The following is a 21,354-nucleotide window of genomic DNA, read 5'->3' on the forward strand; positions in this document are numbered from 1 at the left end:
TAGGTGAGCATTAATATCTAAGTCATAAAGAATATTCAATAAAAAAGTCAGTTGCCCTTAAGCAACTGACTCAAAAAAATAATAAAGACAGGCGATTAACCCTGATAATGGATACTCACCGATTTAATCCGGTTATTTTCGATTTCCATCACCTTGAATTGAACACCTTGGTAGTTCAGTTCAGTACCTACCTCGACCACACTATTGGTTTTATCCAGAATCAGACCAGCAACACTGATATAGCCTGCATCTTCATCAATCAGATCCAGCATACCGAGCTCAAGTTCTAACTGGTACAGATCCAGCATACCGGACGCAATCCAGTGTGTATCATCAACTTTGACCAGATCCAGCTGCTCATCGGCATCTGGGAATTCACCGGCAATTGCCTCAAACACGTCTAGCGGTGAAATCAGACCTTGTACATGACCAAATTCATCACTGACCAGTACCAGAGAGCCTTTTGATGTGCGCAAGGTATTAATCGCGTCAATCACCTTCATTCTTTCAAAGATATAGATAGGGCGGTGATGCTTGATTAAAGCTTTTAATTCTTGCGGTTCATCCAGTACATCTAACAGTTCTTTGGCACGAACGATGGTAATCACCTTATCCAAACTGCCCCGGCAAACCGGAAACAGGCTGTGGGGTACAGAAAGGATTTTTTCACGGATCTGTTCCGCACCATCCTCCAGATCGACCCAGGAAATCTGGCTTCGTGGGGTCATGATCGATGCTACAGAACGCTCTGCCAGGGTCAATACTCCGCCAATCATATAGCGTTCTTCATCCGCAAAGGTTTCCTGTGCTTCATGCTGAGTGGTACTGGTGGTTTCAAGCTTAGCACCCATCAGTTGAAGAATACTGTTAGCGGTACGATGACGCAGCGGAATCTTGGCTTCATGTTTCGCAGCATTGCGCTGACTAAACTGGTTAAAGGCTTCAACTGCAATTGCAACACCAATACCAGAGTAGATATAGCCTTTCGGAATATGGAAACCGAAACCTTCTGCCATCAGGCTGATCCCGATCAGTAACAGGAAGCTCAAACATAGAATCACAACTGTCGGATGACGATTCACAAAGTTGGTCAATGGTTTAGACGCCAGTAACATCACGGCCATCGCGATAATCATGGCTGCCATCATGACATAGATATTATCGACCATACCTACGGCGGTAATCACTGAGTCTAATGAGAATACAGCATCCAAAATGACAATCTGAACCACAACGGCTGTAAAGCCCGCATATGCCACCTTGGTCGTGACCTGTATTTCAGGCTTGCCTTCAATTTTTTCATGAAGTTCGGTAACGGCTTTATAGAGCAGGAATAAACCACCAAAGAGCAGAATCAAATCCCGTCCGGAGAAGGTCCAGTTAAATAATTGAATAAGCGGTTGAGTCAAGGTGACTAACCAAGAGATTGCGAACAGTAGACCTAAACGCATCAACAAGGCTAAGGATAGACCAATCACACGGGCCTTATCACGCTGTTCAGGGGGAAGTTTCTCAGCCAGAATGGCAATAAAGACTAGGTTATCAATACCTAAAACGATTTCGAGAATAATAAGAGTAATTAAACCAACCCAAATTCCGGGATCTAATAAAAATTCCATTAGAACACCATCCCGTTTGAGTATGTAAGCAACGAATATGGAAGATCAACGCACGGCGAGGGATCCATTTAATTTAACCTTTTCGACTTAAGATGTATCTATTATGCATAAACTTATGATTTTTGAACAATAAAATTTATGAAAAACTGTTACACCGCTTTGCCTCTCCTCATTCTAAAATCTTTTAATTTTCAAATCATTGGCCTGAATCTGTTATGTTCTACATAACTCATTACAAATTAAAGAAAATTTAGGCTTCTTTTTGACCCTAAGCCCATTAAATCTATCTGATAGAAGCCTGAGATATAAATTACTGTTTCTCTTAATATTCATATCTCTTCATACATCATAAAATATTGAATGATCCACTATCCTGCTACGTCCCTTAAATCCACTTATCTAAAGACATATTTTAAATATGGATTTTTTTATTAAAATAGTTCATACACGTTATGAATAGTTAGTCGTAGGATCAAAAAGATGCATAAGTTTCTCATCCAAAACGGTTTTATTCGATGAGTGACCAACTTAAATGTACTCGCTCTAGCTTTCGATCAGATCTGAAAAATCTGGATCTGCATCGTGCTACAGATTAAAAAATGTATCAGAACATTCATTTAAACAGCATCGATTTTGAATTTTATTTCCGCATACTCACCAAAAGTAAGATATGCGCAGGTCGGCCATTTATCCATATGGTTTGCCAATCTAGTTCTTATTCAGACTCTAAATTTAACCTGGAGTCTTAAGATTTGCATGTCATATCAATGCCATTCATCTGGATAAAGACAGTTACAATTTGCCCCGATTGATCTACAACACATAAATCACCTGATTTTTTTGATGTTAAGAAGATCTAACAAATGCAATCTCGTTAACATTTTAAAAATAAAGGTTGAAACATGTATAAACTTTTACATAAAATGTCAGTGCCCTAGAAAAATAAATAAAAGGAACATTTCATGACTAAAAAATATGCAAAATTTTTACCTTGTGCAGAACACTTTAATTTAGAAAACTTTCCATACTACTGGGTGACTCAAGTTCATGCCCAATATGTCCTAAATGTAGATCATGCACTTAAAAAGTATGGTGTCGATAATTCACGTCGCCGTATTTTGCTTGCTCTTAAAGCCAAACCACATGCCAGCGTTTCTGACCTGTCAGAAATGGTCGTATCTAAAATGTCGACAACCACCAAGATCGTTTATCGCTTAAAAGATGAAGGTCTGGTTGAAACCTATTCCTGTGAAGACGATGCTCGTATTACCCGTGTCGTGCTGACTGAAAAAGGAATGGAAATGACACATAAAATTAATGACCTGACCAATGTTGTACTGGAACAGTCATTTGAAGGGCTAACCCCATTACAAATTGAAAAAACTATGGAAAGCTTACGCCATATCTTTAAAAATTTGGCTCGTTAAGTATTTTTCAATTTTGAATTTAGCTGGCGAGATCAATAACACCTTTTATAATAATTAACGATCCGCCATTGCTTTCTAGGTTTTAGGAATCAAAAAAGTTCAGCTGTGGACTGGCTTTTTTGATTCTTTCTTTTGGTACATGTGAACATTCGAACTCCTCTACTGGAAATCCCTGTACAAAGCTGCGAATATCCGGTTGCGTGAGATTCAGCCATTCATGTAAACGTTCATGTGGAATCACAATGACTGAACGTTTAATATTTCCCGGCTCATGAAACTCTTTCATCATGAGATGGTCTATTGCATCCATCGTAATCATACTGGCTGAACGTACGATTTCATCCTGCACCCGTGCAATTTCATACAGTGCCGCAATAAAGGTCGCCTTTCCATCTTTACGTCTGACGCCCCAGCGCTGTGGTTTATTATCAAAATACTTTGACTCATAAAATTCCGAGACGGGAATCACCCCAAACTTGCATTTGGCTGTCGCCTCTGCAAAGGTTGGTTTTTGCAGCAAAGTTTCATTTCTGGCATTGTAGGTTTTTGTCCCAATCGTTTTATCCTCTGCCCATTTGGGAATAAAGCCAAAGTTAACCGAGCGCCATTCCAGACCTTGATCAGATTGAAATAACAAGGGTGTAGCATAATTCGGATAGACTTCTTCCGGATATTCAAAGGGAATTTCCGGCAAGCCCAGATCATGTATTTGCTGCGAAGTTAAAGGCTTAAAGTTGGCACACATGCTTAATCAGACAGATCACTTGATATTCTGATTATAGCTTGATGCCAAGCTTAAACCTGTATGTATTATGGATAAGTTTCTATCATTTAATATTATTCATTGGGTACAGTCAGCCAGTGAGTACGGGTGAATTCCTCAAAAATCCAGCGTCCATTAAAACGTCCAAGTCCAGAGTTTTTCTCGCCCCCAAACGGTGCATTAGCCTGATCTGCCACACTAATACTATTGATATGGGTCATACCGATATCAAGCTGTTCCGTAAAATTAATACCACGTTCAATATTCGAGGTACAAACCGCACTGGATAAGCCAAAACGGGTATCATTGGCCAGCTTTAAGGCATGTGTTTCATCACGAGCTTTCAGTATTGGTAGAATCGGTCCAAAACTTTCTTCCTGAGCCAGTGGAGATTCAGGTGCTACCCCAGTAAAGATATGTGGATAGACCAGATTACCTTCTATACCCCCTTCATATACTAGCTCTGCACCCTGCTCTTTTGCACTTTGAATAATCTGCTGATGTTTTTTGACCTGACTCTGATTGATGATCGGACCAATAATGGTCTCTTCCAGATTTGGATCACCCACAGCAACAGTTTTCACCCGTTCTAAAAGCTTTTCCACATAGGCATCATGGATGGACGCATCGACAATGACGCGATTAGTGCTCATACAGATTTGCCCCTGATGCATAAAGCGTCCCATAATTGTCAACTCTACTGCCAGATCAAGGTCTGCATCATCCAGAATCACCAGTGGCGCATTTCCGCCCAGTTCCAGCGCCAGACGTTTAATTCGAGGGCTGGCTAAGGCTTTGCTTCCTACTTTCTGTCCGACTTCTGTAGAACCCGTGAATGAGATCATTTTTGGAATTGGGTGCTCGACAAAATAATCACCAATTTCACTGCCTGCCCCTGAAACCACATTGAGCACACCTGCAGGTAAGCCAGCTTCTTCAAACAGCTTTCCTAATAGGGTTCCACCTGTTACCGGCGTATCACTTGCTGGCTTGAGTACCACACTATTTCCACAGGCAATCGCTGTTGCTACAGAACGCATGGATAAATGAAATGGAAAATTCCATGGACTAATGATGCCAATCACACCCAAGGGTTTTCGTAGTACCAGACTTTTACGTTGTGGATCTTTGCTCTCCAGCTGTTCAGTCTTGATCTGCTCTGGAAATTTCTGGCTTTCCTGAATAATAGATAGAGCAGCGCCAACTTCCAGACCAGCTTTAAAACGGGTACTTCCAGACTCAAGAATCAACCATTCAATAATTTTATCCTGACGTGCCTGAATTACCTGTTGTAGTTTTTGCAAGATTTGCTGTCTTAACTCAACTGATTTAATGATACCCTGCTGGAAAGCTTTATCAGCTGCCGCATAAGCCGCATCAACATCTGCAGTACTAGCCGCCTGTAAAGTAAAGATCGTATCTTGGGTGTAGGGATTCAAATTCTGAATCATTTTCTGAGAACGGCCGGGTTGCCACTGACCCGCAATAAACTGCTGATCCAAATTTTGATATGCCATGCTGTTCTTCCCTGCAATTTATTGATTTGCTTTTACTTTAGCAGAGCCATTTCAGGATGGAAGTGACAGCGACGAATTGTTACGCTTTTATCTTGAGCTTTCTAAGTGAATGAAAATTATTGATCCATGAATCTCATTCTTTGCTGTATAAATCTTCCAGTACGTCAGCCCAAATACGATTCTTAGAAGTTAAAAATTGAGAATTAAATTGAGTCTTCAACGTCATTATCCAAAGCTCTACAGCTATCCAGCATGAGGAGCTGTAAACGCTCATACGAATAGCGATTGGCAAATATAAAGCTACTGTTTAACAAATAATTATTATTAAAATTTTGTTCTATGACATTGTTCTGTTTTAGGTGTTCCGTCAGTTAATTTACATTCCAGAAATACATTTTTATCCTTAGATCTTTTTTAAGAGCAATAAAAAAGCCTCCGAAGAGGCTTTTTCAAGTTACAGGATTAGTCACCTGTATAACCTTTAAGTTTTAAACGCGCTGCGTGTAGAAGCGGCTCTGTATAACCTGATGGCTGTTCACCACCTTTGAAAATCAGGTCAGAAGCAGCCTGGAATGCAATGCTGTTGTCAAAGTCAGCAGCCATTGGCTTATACAGTGGATCATTCGCATTTTGCTCATCCACAATTTTCGCCATGCGTTGCATTACTTCTTCAACCTGTTCACGCGTTACAATTCCATGACGTAACCAGTTAGCAACGTGCTGAGAAGAAATACGTAAAGTTGCACGGTCTTCCATCAAGCCCACATCATTGATGTCTGGAACTTTAGAACAACCTACACCCAGATCAACCCAACGAACGACATAACCCAAGATACCTTGGCAGTTATTTTCCAGTTCTTTTAGTTTCTCTTCTTCAGACCAGTTGGTATCAGTTGCAAGAGGTGGAGTTAACAAATCATCTAAAGGCAATGCTTCAGTTGCAAGCAATTCTTGCTGACGGTTTGCTACATTAATTTGATGGTAGTGAATCGCGTGAATCACTGCACCTGTTGGAGACGGAACCCATGCACAGCTTGCGCCTGCTTCAGGATGTTCAGTCTTCGTTTTGTACATGTCTAACAGCATGTCTGGTTTTGGCCACATGCCTTTACCAATCTGTGCTTTACCACGTAGACCTGTTTGTAGACCTACCATGACGTTACGGTTTTCGTAAGCTGGGAACCATTTTTGGCCTTTAATTTCGCCTTTACGAACAAATGGACCTGCTTCCATGAAGGTATGGATTTCATCACCTGTACGATCCATGAAACCGGTGTTAATAAAGATGGTACGGTCTTTCGCCTGAGCAATACAGTTTTTCAGGTTAACCGAAGTACGGCGTTCTTCATCCATAATACCGATTTTCAGGGTTTTCGCAGGTAAGCCAAGCGCCTGTTCAGCACGTTCAAACAGCTCAACCGCAAATGCAACTTCTTCTGGACCGTGCATTTTTGGCTTAACGATATACATAGAACCGGTACGTGAGTTCTTGATCGTGTTCTCACCACGGATATCAGCCACAGAAAGCAATGGAGTTACCAATGCATCCATGATGCCTTCATAAATTTCTTCGCCATCTACAAGGATCGCCGGGTTTGTCATCAAGTGACCAACGTTACGAAGCAGCATCAATGAACGACCATGAACCTTGGTCTCACCGCCTTCAACATTTTTGAAAGTACGGTCAGCATTGAGTTTACGGGTAATGGTCTTGCCATTTTTTTCGATAGACTCTTCAAGCGTACCTTTCATCAAGCCTAACCAGTTACGGTAGCCTTCAACTTTTTCTTCAGCATCAACTGCTGCAACAGAGTCTTCCAAGTCTTGGATTGTTGTCACAGCTGCTTCAAGCACAACGTCTTTTACGCCTGCTGCATCTGTTTGGCCAATTGGGCTGTTTGCATCAATCTGGATGATTGCGTGCAGGCCGTTATTTTTCAATACGATTTCAGTTGGTGCAGAAGCTTCGCCATTATAACCAACGAATTTAGAGCCATCCGCAACAGTTGTGGTAGAACCGTCTTTCAGCGTTACAACCAGTGCATTACCTTCAACTGCATATTTGGTTGCATCAGCATGTGAACCTTGTGCCAGCGGGAATGTTTCATCTAAGAAGTTTTTTGCGAATGCGATAACTTTCTCACCACGTTTCGGGTTATAGCCTTTACCTTTTTCAGCACCATCTTCTTCAGAGATCACGTCGAAGCCGTATAAAGCGTCGTATAAAGAACCCCAGCGTGCATTCGCTGCGTTCAGGCAGTAACGCGCATTACGTACTGGAACTACCAACTGTGGGCCAGCCAATAGTGCAATCTCTTCGTCTACATTTTCAGTGCTGATCTGGAAATCTTCTACTTCTGGTAATAAGTAGCCAATTTCAGTCAAGAAAGCTTTGTAAGCTTGTAATTCAAATGTGTTATTGCGATGCCATTCATCAATTTTAGCTTGAATATCATCACGCTTAGCCAAAAGTGCTTTGTTTTTAGGGCTAAGATCAACAACGACTTGTTCAAAGTTTTTCCAGTATGTTTCGCTGTCCAAACCAGAACCTGGTAGTGCTTCATTTTCGATAAAATCGTAAAGTTCTTTAGCAATCGCTAACTTGCCTTTTTGAATACGTGCAGTCATTGTCTTTCCTGATATTGCTACTTTTTATACAAGAGATTCTAGTATACCGATTAAAATCTAGCTGAATAGTACTATCACACCGCAAAATAATGAGCATTTTTCCAATAAGAATACCCTCATATCCTTATTAAATGATGTCTCACACGATGCAATATCATCCTGCTAAATACCCTCATGACAGTGTATAAAGTTTTTGAAATGTAGAAATTAGACTTAAGTTCAGAATTTTGAATAAAAGTTGTCCGTTCTTTTTATACAAGGTCATATTTAGATCAAGATTAAGCCATGTTTGGCTGAACTTGTCGATCTTTGATGCAATGAAATGCATAAAAAAGCGCCGGTCATGACCAGCGCTTGTTGTATTTATTCAGGCTCGCTCGAAGCTATTTTCTCAATCTGGCGATGTTCAGAATGCAGATATTCATCTGATTGCATCTCTAGCAAACGTGAACGGGTCCGTTCAATTTCAAAAGCCAGTCGCTCACCTTTATAAAGATCAACGATATTATCTTCTGAGGTCAATAGTAATTTGACTCCACGATCATAAAATTCATCGACCAGATAAATGAAACGGCGTGTGGCATCATTCAGGAAATCGGTTAAATGCGGCACATTGCTGACTAATACCGTATTGTAAATATTCGCAATTTCAATGAAGTCAGCTGGGCTACGCGGTTTTAGACACAGTTCAGAGAACTCACACCACAAGACATCTTCAGTATGTGCCACAGTTTCCACGATACGGTTATTGATGATGATTGGGTCTTGAGAAGAGGTTTGGGTTTGAGTCAGTGCGGTATAGCGATGCGCCAACCAGTTTTTATTGTCATGCGTTAGTGGATATTTGAATAATTGTGCCTGTTTTAAGACACGTAAACGGTAATCTACACCGGCATCTACATTCAGAATGACACAGTTTTTCTTGACCATTTCAATGGTTGGCAGAAAACGGTCACGGTGAATCCCATTTTTATATAAACCATCTGGCGCAATATTCGAAGTCGCCACCAGCGTAATGCCACGCTCAAACAGCTTCTGGAACAGATCACTCAGGATCATGGCATCTGTCACATTAGATACAAAAAATTCATCAAAGCAGATCACCACAGCATCTTTATAAATCTGATCCGCTACCAGATCTAGCGGATTGCGCTGACCTGAAAGCTTGTTTAACTCACGATGCACATGCTGCATGAAATGGTGAAAGTGCATACGGGTTTTACGGCGAAATGGAATCGACTCATAGAACTGATCCATGAGCCAGGTCTTTCCACGACCTACTCCACCCCACATGTATACACCTTTTGGCGAAGTCTGACGACGGAAACGGCGAAAGGCCTTCTTAGAAGCTTTAAAACGCTGAATTAATTCCAGCCAGGTACGATTCAGCTCATGTACGGCCATGGCCTGTGCATCATCGGGCATAAACTGTCCTGAAGACAAAGCCTGTGCATAACGTTCTGCAGGAGAGATCGGACTAAAAGCGGTGCTGTGCTGTGAATTAAAATCGGACATAGGTTTCGTACTATTCAGGATCTGTTTAATTATAGCGGAGTTTAGAACGCACACTATAACACTTTGGCATTAACTAACTTAGGCTATTTTATATATTGCCGAGGACTTTGCCCAAACCAGCGCTTAAAGGCATGGTTAAAAGCAGCCGGTTCGGAATAACCCAATAACTCTGCAATCATTTCAATCGAATACTGTTTATATTCAATGAGTCGCAAAGCTTTATCTTTAATAATCTCTTCGCGAATCTGTTTATAACTGGTATCGAACTGCTGTAATTGATGGCGTAAAGTACGTTCTGGAATATTCAGAGCCTGAGCCGTTTCAGCCATACTCGGCATCAAACCGGTTTGCAACTCCAGATAATCCTGTACTCGCTGTACCACAGTCGGGACATCCACATCTTCCGTCAGACGTTCCAGTTCAGCCAAACACTTTGCTTCATAGATTGCAAAAGTCTCCGCATCTGCTGAAGGAATCCGGATATCCAAAATGGCCTCATCAAACCAGAATGCAGCTCTTGCAGCACCAAACTGTACCTGTGTTCCATAATAATCATGATAGATTTTCTGGGTAGCAGATTGTTCCGGTGCGGCGAAAGGCAGTTCAATCTGCAAGTCAGGTTTGGACAGGCCCATCATCTTGTAAATATCGCGAATGAACTTGAATGTACCTGAAATCTCAGCTTGCGCGACCAGCATTCCCAGATGGTCTTCCGTTTTCTTGGGATAATAGCAAAGCGCACTGCGGTACTCACTTTGCTCCAGTCCCAACTGGCCGGTAAGATGCGTCAATTGCTGAAAACGAATTACCTGATGCATCGCATCCCGTACGGTTGGACTGGTCACCAGCAACATCAGCAAAGGCCCATAACCTGCCAATGCATAATGCTGGCCGATCGATAAACCCTGTTCTGGTTGGATATCCTGACCCACCACTTTGAGCACATCATATTCCACGCTTGGGTGAATGATTGAAGTCGGATCAAGCGCATCAACACGCAAGCCGATATTTTGCAGTTTTTGATCGACCTCTATACCAGCCTTGCGCATGCCCTGGATCAGATACATCAGACTGAGAACAGAACGTTTCATAACCATACGAATACAATGTGATAGCTCTAGTTGTACTATAAAAATAAACCGTCGGCTATTGCCGTTTAGATCAATTTTATATCTAATAGCCAGTTAATAAATCAAGATAATTATCCATTATTAAAATAAGCAAGGAATGCGAAGATGCTGGACAATACACGCCTTACCCACACTCATCCTTATACCAAAGTGGCCATTATCGGTGCCGGTTTTGGCGGGATAGCGATGGCAATACGTTTACAACAGTAAGGCATCCATGATTTTATTATTTTAGAAAAAGATAGCGATTTTGGGGGAACCTGGCGCGATAATCAGTATCTGGGAGCGGCCTGTGATGTGCAATCACATATGTATTCCCTTTCCTTTGCACCCAAAACTGACTGGTCAAAACGCTATGCCGAAGCACCGGAAATTTTCAGCTATATTCAAGATTTAGTCAGTCATTATAATCTTCGGGCTTTTGCTCGGCTGAATACCGAAGTACTTGGGGTTCATTACCAGTAAGACCGATGCTTATGGCAAATCCATCTGCAGGATCAAAGCATTCTGGAAGCTCAGTTTGTAGTATTTGCCTCTGGTCCTTTACATGTTCCTCAAATTCCCCATATTACGGGCATTGAAAAATTTAAGGGTAAAATCTTTCACTCTTCTCACTGGGATCATCATTATGATCTCAAGGGAAAAAATGTTGCATCGATTGGGGCTGTTGGCAGTGCAATTCAATATATCCCTAAAATTGCACCCAAATGCAAACAGCTCTATGTCTTTCAACGTACTGCGGCTTGGGTTATTCCACGGGATGAGCGCCTATATCATGACCTGGAAAAAAAGCTGTTTTCCAAATATGAATGGTTCCGCAAGTTACACCGGATTCGTCTGTACTGGTCTAATGAGTCGCGTGTAGTGCCTATCGTTAAACCAACTGTCATGAAATATGCTCAGAAACTCGCAGAAGCTTATATTCGCTATCAGGTCAAGGACAAGGAAACTGCCAAGAAATTGACCCTAGATTACATCATGGGCTGCAAACGGATTCTGGTGTCTAACCAATACTTCCCTACCTTTAACCGTAAAAATGTGGAACTAGTGACTGAAGGTATTCGTGAAGTGACCGAAAACAGTACTATTACTGTAGATGGTAAAGTACGTCCGATTGAGTGCCTGATCTACGGTACCGGATTTATTACCGATCCAAGAATTTATCTGAAAAATTTCGATTGCACTGGCCTGAATGACATTCACTTGAATGATGTCTGGAAAGATGGTGCCGAAAGCTATTATGGGATCTGTGTGAAAGGTTTTCCGAATCTGTTTCAGCTATTAGGACCGAATACTGTGCTGGCACATAACTCAGTGCTTTTTATGATTGAAGCGCAAGTAAGTTATATCCTGCAAATGATCGCCCTAGTAGATCAATCACATAGTGATGCGATTGTGGTCAAAGATCAGGTACAGGAAAAATTCAATCAGGATGTCCAACATATGCTGGACAATACGGTCTGGCAATCTGGCTGTGTCAGCTGGTATCAACAAGAAGGTGGGAAAAATTTTGCCTTATGGCCCACCTATACCTGGAAATACTGGCTCAAAACCAAAACCCTTAATGCAGCAGATTATTATTTTTTAAATAAAGCCAGTTAAAAGTCCTTCACATTCATAGTGCTAGCGATGGCATAATAAAGACTGATTTATCATACTTTTTTATTATGCAATCGCTTTGGTTAGTCTCCCAGCTTCTGGTCTGTTTAGCGCTTGGTTTTGTTTTTGCAAAACAGCTTCCTGCTTCACTCACGAAAATATGCTTTAAGGTTCTACCATATTTTAGTTATATCTTACTGGTCGCTATTGCTTTTGAGTTTTCTGGGCTTCTGACGGAATTACCTCACCCTGACCAGATTCTAAATACCTCTATTACAATTGCTTTTCTCACCTCTATTGGGGCATTTAGCTGTTGTTATCTGCTATTTAAATGGGCAGATTTTCAACCTTCTTCTGGACGAGTCTCCACTGAGCTAGTGATTAAATCACTGATTAATATCAGTTATGCATTCTTCGCCTTAGCTGCTGGGTACTTGCTGCATTATAGTTTCACTCAAATGGGGCTTTCTGTTCAAATCAGCACTTGGCATTTATTACTGGTCTTTATGTTTCTGATTGGACTGGATCTTGCCTACTCACCACTTGATCGCTCATGGTTGAACTGGAAAATCCTGCTGGTCCCAACAGGTTGTATTGCTGGTTCATGCGTGGCTGCAATTATCTATTCTTTCTGGAATCCGGATATTCATTTAAAAGACCTGATTATGCTGTCACAAGGTTATGGTTTTTATTCAATGTCAGGTGTTGTCGTTACAGAACTAAGAAATGCGGAACTGGGCAGTATTGCCCTGATGAATGACCTGTTTCGGGAAATTTTTGCGATTTTACTGATGTATTGTGCCGGCTGGCGTTACCCAAGATCAGCAATTTCTGCTGCAGGTGCGACTGCGATGGATGTGACTTTACCCATGGTCAAACAGGCCTGTGGCAATGATTTTATTCCACATGCCATGGTGAGCGGTTTTATTTTATCTGTATTGGCGCCAGTAGCGGTAAGTGTGTTGGCGGTAATTTAAAAATCCCTCCCGACCTCCCTTTCATAAAGGGAGATTTAGGGGGATTCAATTAGAAATAAAATAAACTACGGAATATTAAAAATTCAAATCAACCCTACTCAATGAATCTCCTACTGTCTCCATCATCTCTGAAGCGAGTTCTACAATATCTATGCTATCAAGGCCTGACATCCAGTCCCATGAACCCGACTGTGCCTGTTGTTTATATTTTTCCTGCTGTTCGAACTGATCTGCTATTTTTTCCATCTCCAGCCTTTGTTCTAGCATTTTTTGTTCTGGTGTCTTTATTATTCTCATTTGAAATTCCTTTTTATTTTTATACAGCTTTTCTCAATGTATAAAAAAAGCCTTTCATATGAAAGGCTTTTCATCGGGTAACCGGAATTACAATGTTGCCAAAATATCTTTTAGAGTCTGACGAGGATTTTCCGACTTGGTAATTGGTCGACCAATGACCAGATGTGTTGAGCCATCCAGCATTGCCTGTTTTGGTGTCACAATACGTTTTTGATCGTCTGCATTTGAACCTTCAGGACGAATCCCAGGAGTGACCAGTGCAAAGTCTTGTCCAATGCTTTCACGCAGCATTTTCGCTTCTTGTGCGGAACATACCACTCCATCTAAGCCACTGTCTTTAGTCAGTTGAGCCAGACGTTTTACATGTTCATTAGGTTCAATATCCAAGCCAATGTCTTTCAGGTCTTCACGTCCCATAGACGTTAATACAGTTACTGCAATAAGTTGAGTCTTATAGTTACCTGCTTTTAAACGCTCAACACAGGTCTCCATCATTTTACGACCACCTGAAGCGTGGACGTTGACCATCCACACACCCAAGTCTGCCGCGGCACATACCGCTTGTGCAGTGGTATTTGGAATATCATGGAACTTCAGATCTAGAAATACATCAAAACCTTTATCCTGAAGTGCTTTTACAATGATAGGACCTTCATGAGTAAATAACTCTTTGCCCACTTTTACTCGGCATAAGGCAGGATCGAGCTGCTCTGCAATCCTTAAGGCATCAAATTGACTTTTAGCATCCAGTGCAACGATGATACTCATGAGAAGACCCTTCAAATTGACAAAATTAAACCATTATACGGATTAGCCCCATAACAACCAAGAATATTTTCGCAAAAATGATTTTTTAATTCAAATTAAGTCATTTATTTATATAATTTTTATATATTTTTCTAAATACCATTAAACAATAAAAAACGCCTTAGAAGCTAAGCTAAAAGGCGTTCGATCAAAACAGGCGAAGTAAAGATTCGGTAGATTACTTCTACTTGTCATTTTCGTTTAAAGCGGTGCCGATGGCCTGTCATTAGAATTAATATCTAATACTGTTTTCTCATGTCGTGTATGAGCCGCCGCTTCTGCTGCCATCATCTTGGCAGTATTCAACTGTTCCTTACGTAGATGCTCAATATCTTTACGTAGTCGTTTAATTTCCCAATTGCTCTGAAAAACGCGGAAAACCTGCACACCGAGTAACAAGCCAACCACTATTCCTAAGGAAAGAGTCAAAAGGAGCAATAACCCTAAACGCATTGCAGGAACTTGAGTAAATAACAAGTCCACTGAGACCTCAGTCCCGTTTTGCAACACCAAAGCTAATGAATAGCCAAAGACGAGCAATAAAAGAATGACCAGAACGTAACGCATGAACACCCCGTAAATATCTTGTTTATTTGTTTGCAGATTCGTTTACTGCATCACGAAGTGCTTTACCTGGCTTAAAGTGTGGAACAGCTTTTGCTGCAACTTCAACAGATTTACCAGTTTTAGGATTACGACCCACGCGAGGCTCACGATGATGTAATGCAAAGCTGCCAAACCCGCGAATCTCAATACGGTTATCAGATGATAAAGCTTCAATCATTTGATCAATCATAATTTTAACTGCTTCTTCCACTAAAGGTTCAGCCAAATGCGGATTCTTTAGCGCGATGCGCTCTATTAAGTCAGACTTATTAAGTGCTTCAGTAGTCATCTGCGACCTCTTTAATTATCAAGCTACTCGGGATCTATTTTCCGATAATAACCTGTTTAAATACAAAACGGTAGCGCAATAATTAAATACTACGCTACCGTTTACAGTATTTGTGTAAAAAGTATTACTTAATTTACATTAACAATACAATTCACCATCTACTCTTAGTGATTCATTTGCGCTTTGATCAAGTCACCAATAGTTTTAGGACCATTGTCTTGACCAGCAGCAGCTGTTTTCAGATTTGCAACAGCTTCTTTCTCTTCAGCTTCGTCTTTCGCTTTGATAGACAAGTTGATAGAGCGAGATTTACGATCTACATTAATGATCTTAGCTTCAACTTCTTGACCAACTTCAAGGAATTTAGTCGCATCTTCAACGCGGTCGCGGTTGATTTCAGATGCTTTAAGAGTTGCTTCAACTTCATCAGCTAACTTAACAGTAGCGCCTTTAGCGTCAACTGCAGTTACAGTACCTTTAACAAGCGCACCGCGTTCGTTAGCAGCTAAGAAATCGTTGAACGGATCGCTGTTCAATTGTTTGATGCCAAGGCTGATACGGTTGCCTTCAGCATCTACAGACAGGATAACTGCTTCAACAGTGTCACCTTTCTTGTAACGACGGATAGCTTCTTCGCCTTGTTCGTTCCAAGAGATGTCAGACAAGTGAACTAGACCATCGATACCACCTGGTAATCCGATGAAGATACCGAAGTCAGTGATTGACTTGATAGTACCAGATACTTTTTCACCTTTATCGTGGTTCTTAGCAAACTCTTCCCATGGGTTAGCACGAGTTTGTTTGATACCAAGAGAAATACGACGACGTTCTTCGTCCACTTCAAGAACCATAACGTCAACTTCGTCACCGATCTGAACAACTTTAGATGGGTGGATGTTTTTGTTAGTGTGGTCCATTTCTGAAACATGTACTAGACCTTCAACGCCTTCAGCGATTTCTGCGAAACAGCCGTAGTCAGTCAGGTTAGTTACGCGAGCTTTAACGATAGAACCTTTAGGATAACGGCTCATGATCGCTAACCATGGATCTTCACCTAATTGTTTAAGGCCTAAAGATACGCGGTTACGTTCGCGGTCGAATTTAAGTACTTTAACAGTAACTTCTTGACCCACTTCAACAACTTCTGATGGGTGCTTGATACGTTTCCAAGCCATGTCAGTGATGTGAAGAAGACCGTCGATACCGCCAAGGTCAACGAACGCGCCGTAATCAGTAAGGTTCTTAATAGTACCAGTAACTGTTTGACCTTCTTCAAGCTGAGCAAGAAGAGCTTCACGGTCAGCTGAAGATTCAGCTTCCATAACAGCACGACGTGAAACAACAACGTTGTTACGTTTAGCGTCAAGTTTGATTACTTTAAATTCTAACTCTTTGCCTTCCAAGTGAGTAGTATCACGAATAGGACGAGTATCAACTAAAGAACCTGGAAGGAACGCACGAACTGGACCGATGTCAACAGTGAAACCGCCTTTAACTTTACCAGAGATAACACCAGTAACGATTTCGCCGTCTTCAAAGATTTTTTCAAGTTTAGTCCAAGTCTCAGCGCGTTTAGCTTTTTCGCGAGAAAGAACTGTTTGACCCATACCATTGTCAAGTGCTTCAACAACTACGTCTACAGTGTCGCCAACTTGAACTTCAAGTTCGCGCTGTTCATTTAAGAACTCAGCACGGTCAACAACGCCTTCAGATTTAAGGCCAGTGTCAACAGTTACCCAATCAGAGTCGATGCTTACTACAACGCCTTGGATGACTGCACCCTTTTCAACGTTGAGGTTTAATTCGCTTTCTTCAAAGAGGGCTGCAAAAGATTCGGTCATGATATATCCGATAAAGTCAGCGGTCTTGGATCAGACAAGGCCGGTTTAATTAAGCGTCTACATAGTCCATATAAAACTGATCAAGCTATGCATCTGCTGAAATAATAGGGTTATTGAGCTAATTGCTGATCCACATACGTGGTCATCAGCTTAAATACTTCATCGATATTCAAATCTGAACTGTCGATGATGTACGCATCAGCAGCAGGTTTGAGCGGAGCGACAGTGCGTTCCATATCTCGTTTATCCCGCGCTTCGATATTAGCTAAAATGTCGTTTATTTTAACATCCAGCCCCATACCCTGCAACTGCTTTACACGTCTTTGCGCACGGGATTCAGCCGAAGCTGTCAAATAAATCTTGGCTTGTGCGTCTGGGAAAATACTGGTCGCCATATCGCGGCCATCTGCCACTAGACCAGGAGCTTGAGCAAAAGCATGTTGACGGGCCACCATAGCAGTTCTAAGTTCAGGAATTGCAGCAACTTTTGAAGCATACTCACCCACCCGTTCGGTACGGATAGTTTGGGAGACATCTTCACCATTCAGCCATATCTGAACACCTGATTCAGTGCTGACAAATTGGATATCCAAATTTGTTGCAATTTGTACGCATTCAGCCAGTTGAGTATCCAGTTCATCGAGTAAATTATGGTGATGCAATGACAGTCCTAATAAACGATACAAAGCCCCTGAATCCAATAAATGAAAATGGTAATGTGCTGCAAGTTTTGCAGCCAGTGTGCCTTTGCCAGATCCACTTGGACCATCAATGGTAATAATTTGAACTGTCATTACTTTCCCGTTATTTATACAGATTTTGCAAGTTTTGCGAGGCCTAGTTTAATCCCTGTCTTGAGCTGTGCAAGAATTAATTTACTGACAAATGGAAGACGTGCCTGCAATTCTATCGTATAAGTCACCAGACTTTTGTTATCGTCCAATGCTTCAAACTCAATAATACCCAAATGATGTTTAATCAAAGGATTCTTTACGATCTTGTATTCAATACGGGAGTTCGGCTCTAGCAAGGTAATTTGCTCTTTTAGCGGCTTGACTGGACCTAAACCCATGCTACGCACAGAACCCACACCATCTGGGCGCTCAGGGTCTGCTGAATCCTTAATCCGTTCCACCTGCATTGGTGCAAAAGCCACGTTATAAGCATCGTGTTTAGACAGCAATTCAAAAACCTTATCAATCGCTGCTGGGAATTCTTTTTTTACCTGAATCGCATTTTTCATTTTTCTTTTTCCTGAAAATAAATGATTTTAAAGTGAGCAAAGTTTAACGAATTAGATTCGATTTATTTATGAGCATTCAGTAATTTTTCTTGCAATTTCAGCTGGCGTTTTTGTTCACGACGCAACTTGAAAAATGCACTCAACTGCTCAGCACACTGCTGCTGCATACAGCCCGAGTCAAATAGAAATACATGATTATAGTAGCCAGTTTCAAAAAGCTTGCGTGCACTCACCAAAGAACCTGCTTTGGGCTCATTTGTACCAAAAACGACCCTTGAAATACGCGAATGCACCAATGCACCTACACACATGGTGCACGGTTCCAGAGTTACATAGAGGACAGCATCTTCAGGCAGGCGGTAGTTTTTCAGGTTCTGACAGGCTTCACGTAATGCTACGATTTCAGCATGGGCAGTCGGATCATTTAAAGAAATTGGCGCATTGTAGCCACGGCCAATGACCTGATTTTGGCTGACAATCACAGCACCTACAGGAATTTCACCCTGCTCAGCAGCAAGTGCAGCCTGCTCATAAGCAAGCTGCATCCAGTATTCATCGGTAAATTGTGTTTCGGACATTCAGACTTAAATCACACCATAGTGTTTGAGTAACTCATTCCAGCTTTCAATGGTGGTTACTGGTGGATTCTGAGACAAAATGCCTTTCAGGCTTAAATCACTACCCTTTTGCCATTCTGGAGACAGATCTTTATCGACCAGACGTGCACGCACGCCTTCAACAAAGTCAGGATGACGGATTTTCCAGTCTGAAATCTGGGTTTCCAGTTCGAAAATTTCATTCCAGGAATGAACCTGTTTACCCCATTGCCATAATAACCAGCTTAGAGCAGCGGTTGCAGGTGAACCTTTTTGCAGGTTTTCGCTGGCCTGACGCAACCAGTCACTGCGCGCATCACTTAAACCAATAATCGATTCATAATCGTGCTCGAAGTTTACGCCACGACATACACTGTGGATTACATCCAGTGAGTTTTGCAAAGGACCCGGGCCTACCGGACGGTGCATGCTATTCAAGGTGTCATCAATCGCACGGAAATCCCCAGCTGGATAATGTTCCCAGTCTATATTCACGACCTTATCTAACACTGAATCACGTTGTGCATCACAGATATGAGTCGCCCAGCCAATACCGTAAGCACCCGCAGCAGTCATAATGGAACCTGTTAAACCTGTAAACAGGCCAATCGCTCCACGGTCTGCTAGGAAGCGGGTCGCACCCACATCTGGATATAAACCAATATTAATCTCAGGCATGGCCAGACGTGAATACGGCGTCACCAAACGGAATGGAGCCGCCATAAACAGGCCTAAACCACCACCCATAACATAACCTTCACCCCACACCAATACCGGCTTGGCATAGTTATGCAGTAATAAATCTAGCGCATATTCCTGTTCAAAAAACTTATTGGCGGTTGCCACTTCATCATTAATTACTAACTGACGCAGCTTACGTACATCGCCACCGGCACAAAATGCTTTCGGGGTAGTTGAATCCAGCCAGATCGCTTTTACGCTGTCATCTGTATGAAAGTCCTGAAAGACTTCTAGCAATGCTGAAACCAGAGATTCATCTAAAGCGTGTAATGATTTTGGACGATTCAGACGAACAATGCGCCAGCCATTATTGGCTTGTTCAACAATCAGGTCCGGATGGTAAGGTGTAGTTACAGGAGAATAAGTCATGCGTCCAGCTGCCAATCTATAGGCTCAATGCCATGTTGTTTGAGATAATTATTTGTTTTCGAAAAAACTTTACAACCAAAAAAACCACCCCGGTTTGCTGACAAAGGCGAAGGATGTGCTGCCTTTAAGACCAGGTGTTTATTTTGATCAATGCGCTGTCCTTTACGCTGTGCGTATGCGCCCCAAAGAATAAAAACGATATGTTCACGTTGTTCATTCAATACATCAATGACGTGATCTGTGAATTCCTCCCAGCCACGTTTCTGATGTGAAGTTGGCTGTGCTGCCTCTACAGTCAGTACAGCGTTGAGCAGAAGTACACCCTGTTCCGCCCAATGAGTTAAATCACCATGTTTAGGGATTTTTACGCCTAAATCATTATGTAACTCATGAAAAATATTACGTAAAGATGGAGGTAATGCAACCCCTTTTTGCACCGAGAAGCTTAAACCATGCGCCTGATTCGGGCCATGATAAGGGTCCTGACCAATGATGACCACTTTGACCCGGTCTAATGGCGTTGTATTCAAAGCATTAAAAATCAGGTGATTTGGTGGGTAAATTACCTTGTCTGCTTTTTTTTCTTCAATTAAAAACGTTTTTAACGCATCCATTTTCGGGCTCAGTAAAAAATCACTGAGTCCATATTTCCAGCTGTCATCTAACTGAACTTTATTCAGTTTGGCAATTTGCTGTTCATTTAAAGACATGCTTCAATCCTAAATCTATGTCAGTCTGCGTTTATATTCGAATTTTTAAGGCTGGACTTGCAAATCCACAGCCGGATTATGAAATGGAAGACCCTGTTTCAGTTTCGCAAACATCTCTGAATCTGTCCATTCTGCCCGGACCTGCTCCGAGAATTCAATCTGTTCCAGGCTAAGTGGACCCATCTGTTCATTCTGGATATCTTCCAGGAAGCTTTGCGCATAGCCTGTATCAGTTTCATGGACAATCACAGAGTAAACTTCAACATCCCCTTCACCATTCTGAGTAATGGTGGATGTCAATACCTGCTGAGCCAAGAAGAAGAAAATACGTGAAAACTGTTCTGCAGACGGTGAAACTGGCAAAGATACCCAGCGTGCACTAAAGTTTTTACATGCCTGAATATATTCAGGATCATCTTTTTGCCAGAAGCAGATCGCATGGTCAAAAGAATCAAAGAAATCCTTAATCACCCCTTTGAGCAGACCAAAATCATATACCATCTGGCCATGATCCAACTTCGACGCTTTCAGCAATAACTCAACTTTATAACTGTGACCGTGGATCGAACGTTTACAGCGATCCGAGGTGCAGTTACGCACAATATGAGCATTTTCAAACTTAAATAACTTACGAATTAACATATGCCGTAATGTCGTCAAAAAATAGGTGAATTAATTTC

19 protein-coding genes and 1 pseudogene are annotated in these 21,354 nt (G+C 41.7%); 3 read left to right on the forward strand and 17 right to left on the reverse strand.

The features are described 5' to 3' along the window. Positions 1 to 95 precede the first annotated feature (95 nt). Positions 96 to 1,619 carry a TerC family protein gene (locus tag F897_RS11730; protein WP_005236093.1) on the reverse strand — a complete coding sequence of 508 codons (1,524 nt, stop codon included), beginning with the start codon at positions 1,617 to 1,619 and terminating at the stop codon, positions 96 to 98. Positions 1,620 to 2,581: 962 nt separating this feature from the next. Between F897_RS11730 and F897_RS11735 the strand changes: the two genes are divergently transcribed. Then, positions 2,582 to 3,046: a MarR family winged helix-turn-helix transcriptional regulator gene (locus F897_RS11735; protein ID WP_005236095.1), complete on the forward strand. Its 465-nt coding sequence runs from the start codon at positions 2,582 to 2,584 to the stop codon at positions 3,044 to 3,046. 82 nt (positions 3,047 to 3,128) lie between these two features. On the opposite strand, the gene F897_RS11740 is transcribed toward F897_RS11735, so the two are convergent. The 5 genes from F897_RS11740 to F897_RS11760 form a co-directional block, all read right to left on the reverse strand. Next, complete coding sequence (locus tag F897_RS11740; protein ID WP_005236106.1) at positions 3,129 to 3,791, reverse strand: SOS response-associated peptidase family protein; 663 nt, start codon at positions 3,789 to 3,791, stop codon at positions 3,129 to 3,131. Positions 3,792 to 3,883: 92 nt separating this feature from the next. Beyond that, the gene (locus F897_RS11745; RefSeq protein WP_005236108.1) at positions 3,884 to 5,326 is read right to left on the reverse strand and encodes an aldehyde dehydrogenase family protein; all 1,443 of its coding nucleotides are present in this window, start codon (positions 5,324 to 5,326) and stop codon (positions 3,884 to 3,886) included. A 462-nt stretch (positions 5,327 to 5,788) separates the two neighbouring features. Then, positions 5,789 to 7,954 (reverse strand): malate synthase G, encoded by a 2,166-nt coding sequence (locus F897_RS11750; RefSeq protein ID WP_005236111.1) that lies wholly within the window; start codon positions 7,952 to 7,954, stop codon positions 5,789 to 5,791. A gap of 363 nt (positions 7,955 to 8,317) precedes the next feature. Continuing rightward, positions 8,318 to 9,469, reverse strand: coding sequence for a cell division protein ZapE (gene zapE, locus F897_RS11755; protein ID WP_005236113.1), 1,152 nt, complete (start codon positions 9,467 to 9,469; stop codon positions 8,318 to 8,320). Positions 9,470 to 9,552: 83 nt separating this feature from the next. Then, on the reverse strand, positions 9,553 to 10,560 hold the full coding sequence (locus F897_RS11760) for an AraC family transcriptional regulator (RefSeq protein WP_005236114.1): 1,008 nt from the start codon (positions 10,558 to 10,560) through the stop codon (positions 9,553 to 9,555). Positions 10,561 to 10,704: 144 nt separating this feature from the next. Between F897_RS11760 and F897_RS11765 the strand changes: the two are divergent. Together F897_RS11765 and F897_RS11770 are read left to right on the forward strand one after the other, a co-directional pair. Beyond that, positions 10,705 to 12,201, forward strand: a pseudogene (locus F897_RS11765) (flavin-containing monooxygenase). 65 nt (positions 12,202 to 12,266) lie between these two features. Then, positions 12,267 to 13,175, forward strand: coding sequence for a LysO family transporter (locus F897_RS11770; RefSeq protein ID WP_005236120.1), 909 nt, complete (start codon positions 12,267 to 12,269; stop codon positions 13,173 to 13,175). A 75-nt stretch (positions 13,176 to 13,250) separates the two neighbouring features. On the opposite strand, the gene F897_RS11775 is transcribed toward F897_RS11770, so the two are convergent. From F897_RS11775 to F897_RS11825, 11 genes are all read right to left on the reverse strand, one after another. Continuing rightward, on the reverse strand, positions 13,251 to 13,472 hold the full coding sequence (locus F897_RS11775) for a hypothetical protein (RefSeq protein WP_005236122.1): 222 nt from the start codon (positions 13,470 to 13,472) through the stop codon (positions 13,251 to 13,253). Positions 13,473 to 13,559: 87 nt separating this feature from the next. Continuing rightward, the gene (gene pyrF, locus F897_RS11780) at positions 13,560 to 14,240 is read right to left on the reverse strand and encodes an orotidine-5'-phosphate decarboxylase (RefSeq protein ID WP_004783982.1); all 681 of its coding nucleotides are present in this window, start codon (positions 14,238 to 14,240) and stop codon (positions 13,560 to 13,562) included. 240 nt (positions 14,241 to 14,480) lie between these two features. Beyond that, positions 14,481 to 14,846, reverse strand: coding sequence for a lipopolysaccharide assembly protein LapA domain-containing protein (locus F897_RS11785; RefSeq protein WP_005236124.1), 366 nt, complete (start codon positions 14,844 to 14,846; stop codon positions 14,481 to 14,483). A 22-nt stretch (positions 14,847 to 14,868) separates the two neighbouring features. Then, positions 14,869 to 15,174, reverse strand: coding sequence for an integration host factor subunit beta (locus tag F897_RS11790; RefSeq protein ID WP_005097312.1), 306 nt, complete (start codon positions 15,172 to 15,174; stop codon positions 14,869 to 14,871). A 164-nt stretch (positions 15,175 to 15,338) separates the two neighbouring features. Then, a complete protein-coding gene (gene rpsA, locus F897_RS11795) occupies positions 15,339 to 17,015 on the reverse strand; it encodes a 30S ribosomal protein S1 (RefSeq protein ID WP_004783987.1) in 1,677 nt (558 codons plus the stop codon). Between the two features lie 110 nt (positions 17,016 to 17,125). Next, a complete protein-coding gene (cmk, locus tag F897_RS11800) occupies positions 17,126 to 17,809 on the reverse strand; it encodes a (d)CMP kinase (protein WP_005236126.1) in 684 nt (227 codons plus the stop codon). Positions 17,810 to 17,823: 14 nt separating this feature from the next. Further along, the gene (locus tag F897_RS11805; RefSeq protein WP_004783989.1) at positions 17,824 to 18,258 is read right to left on the reverse strand and encodes an SRPBCC family protein; all 435 of its coding nucleotides are present in this window, start codon (positions 18,256 to 18,258) and stop codon (positions 17,824 to 17,826) included. Positions 18,259 to 18,320: 62 nt separating this feature from the next. Further along, positions 18,321 to 18,836 carry a tRNA adenosine(34) deaminase TadA gene (tadA, locus tag F897_RS11810; RefSeq protein WP_005236129.1) on the reverse strand — a complete coding sequence of 172 codons (516 nt, stop codon included), beginning with the start codon at positions 18,834 to 18,836 and terminating at the stop codon, positions 18,321 to 18,323. A 6-nt stretch (positions 18,837 to 18,842) separates the two neighbouring features. After that, on the reverse strand, positions 18,843 to 19,964 hold the full coding sequence (locus F897_RS11815; protein ID WP_004783991.1) for an enoyl-CoA hydratase/isomerase family protein: 1,122 nt from the start codon (positions 19,962 to 19,964) through the stop codon (positions 18,843 to 18,845). Next, positions 19,961 to 20,674, reverse strand: coding sequence for a uracil-DNA glycosylase (gene ung, locus F897_RS11820; RefSeq protein ID WP_005236130.1), 714 nt, complete (start codon positions 20,672 to 20,674; stop codon positions 19,961 to 19,963). The genes F897_RS11815 and ung overlap by 4 nt, the downstream gene beginning before the upstream one ends. Before the next feature lie 45 nt (positions 20,675 to 20,719). Continuing rightward, positions 20,720 to 21,316 (reverse strand): 6-pyruvoyl trahydropterin synthase family protein, encoded by a 597-nt coding sequence (locus F897_RS11825; protein ID WP_005236131.1) that lies wholly within the window; start codon positions 21,314 to 21,316, stop codon positions 20,720 to 20,722. Positions 21,317 to 21,354 lie beyond the last annotated feature (38 nt).

It is taken from the genome of Acinetobacter variabilis (assembly GCF_000369625.1).
Classification (GTDB): Bacteria; Pseudomonadota; Gammaproteobacteria; order Pseudomonadales; family Moraxellaceae; genus Acinetobacter; species Acinetobacter variabilis.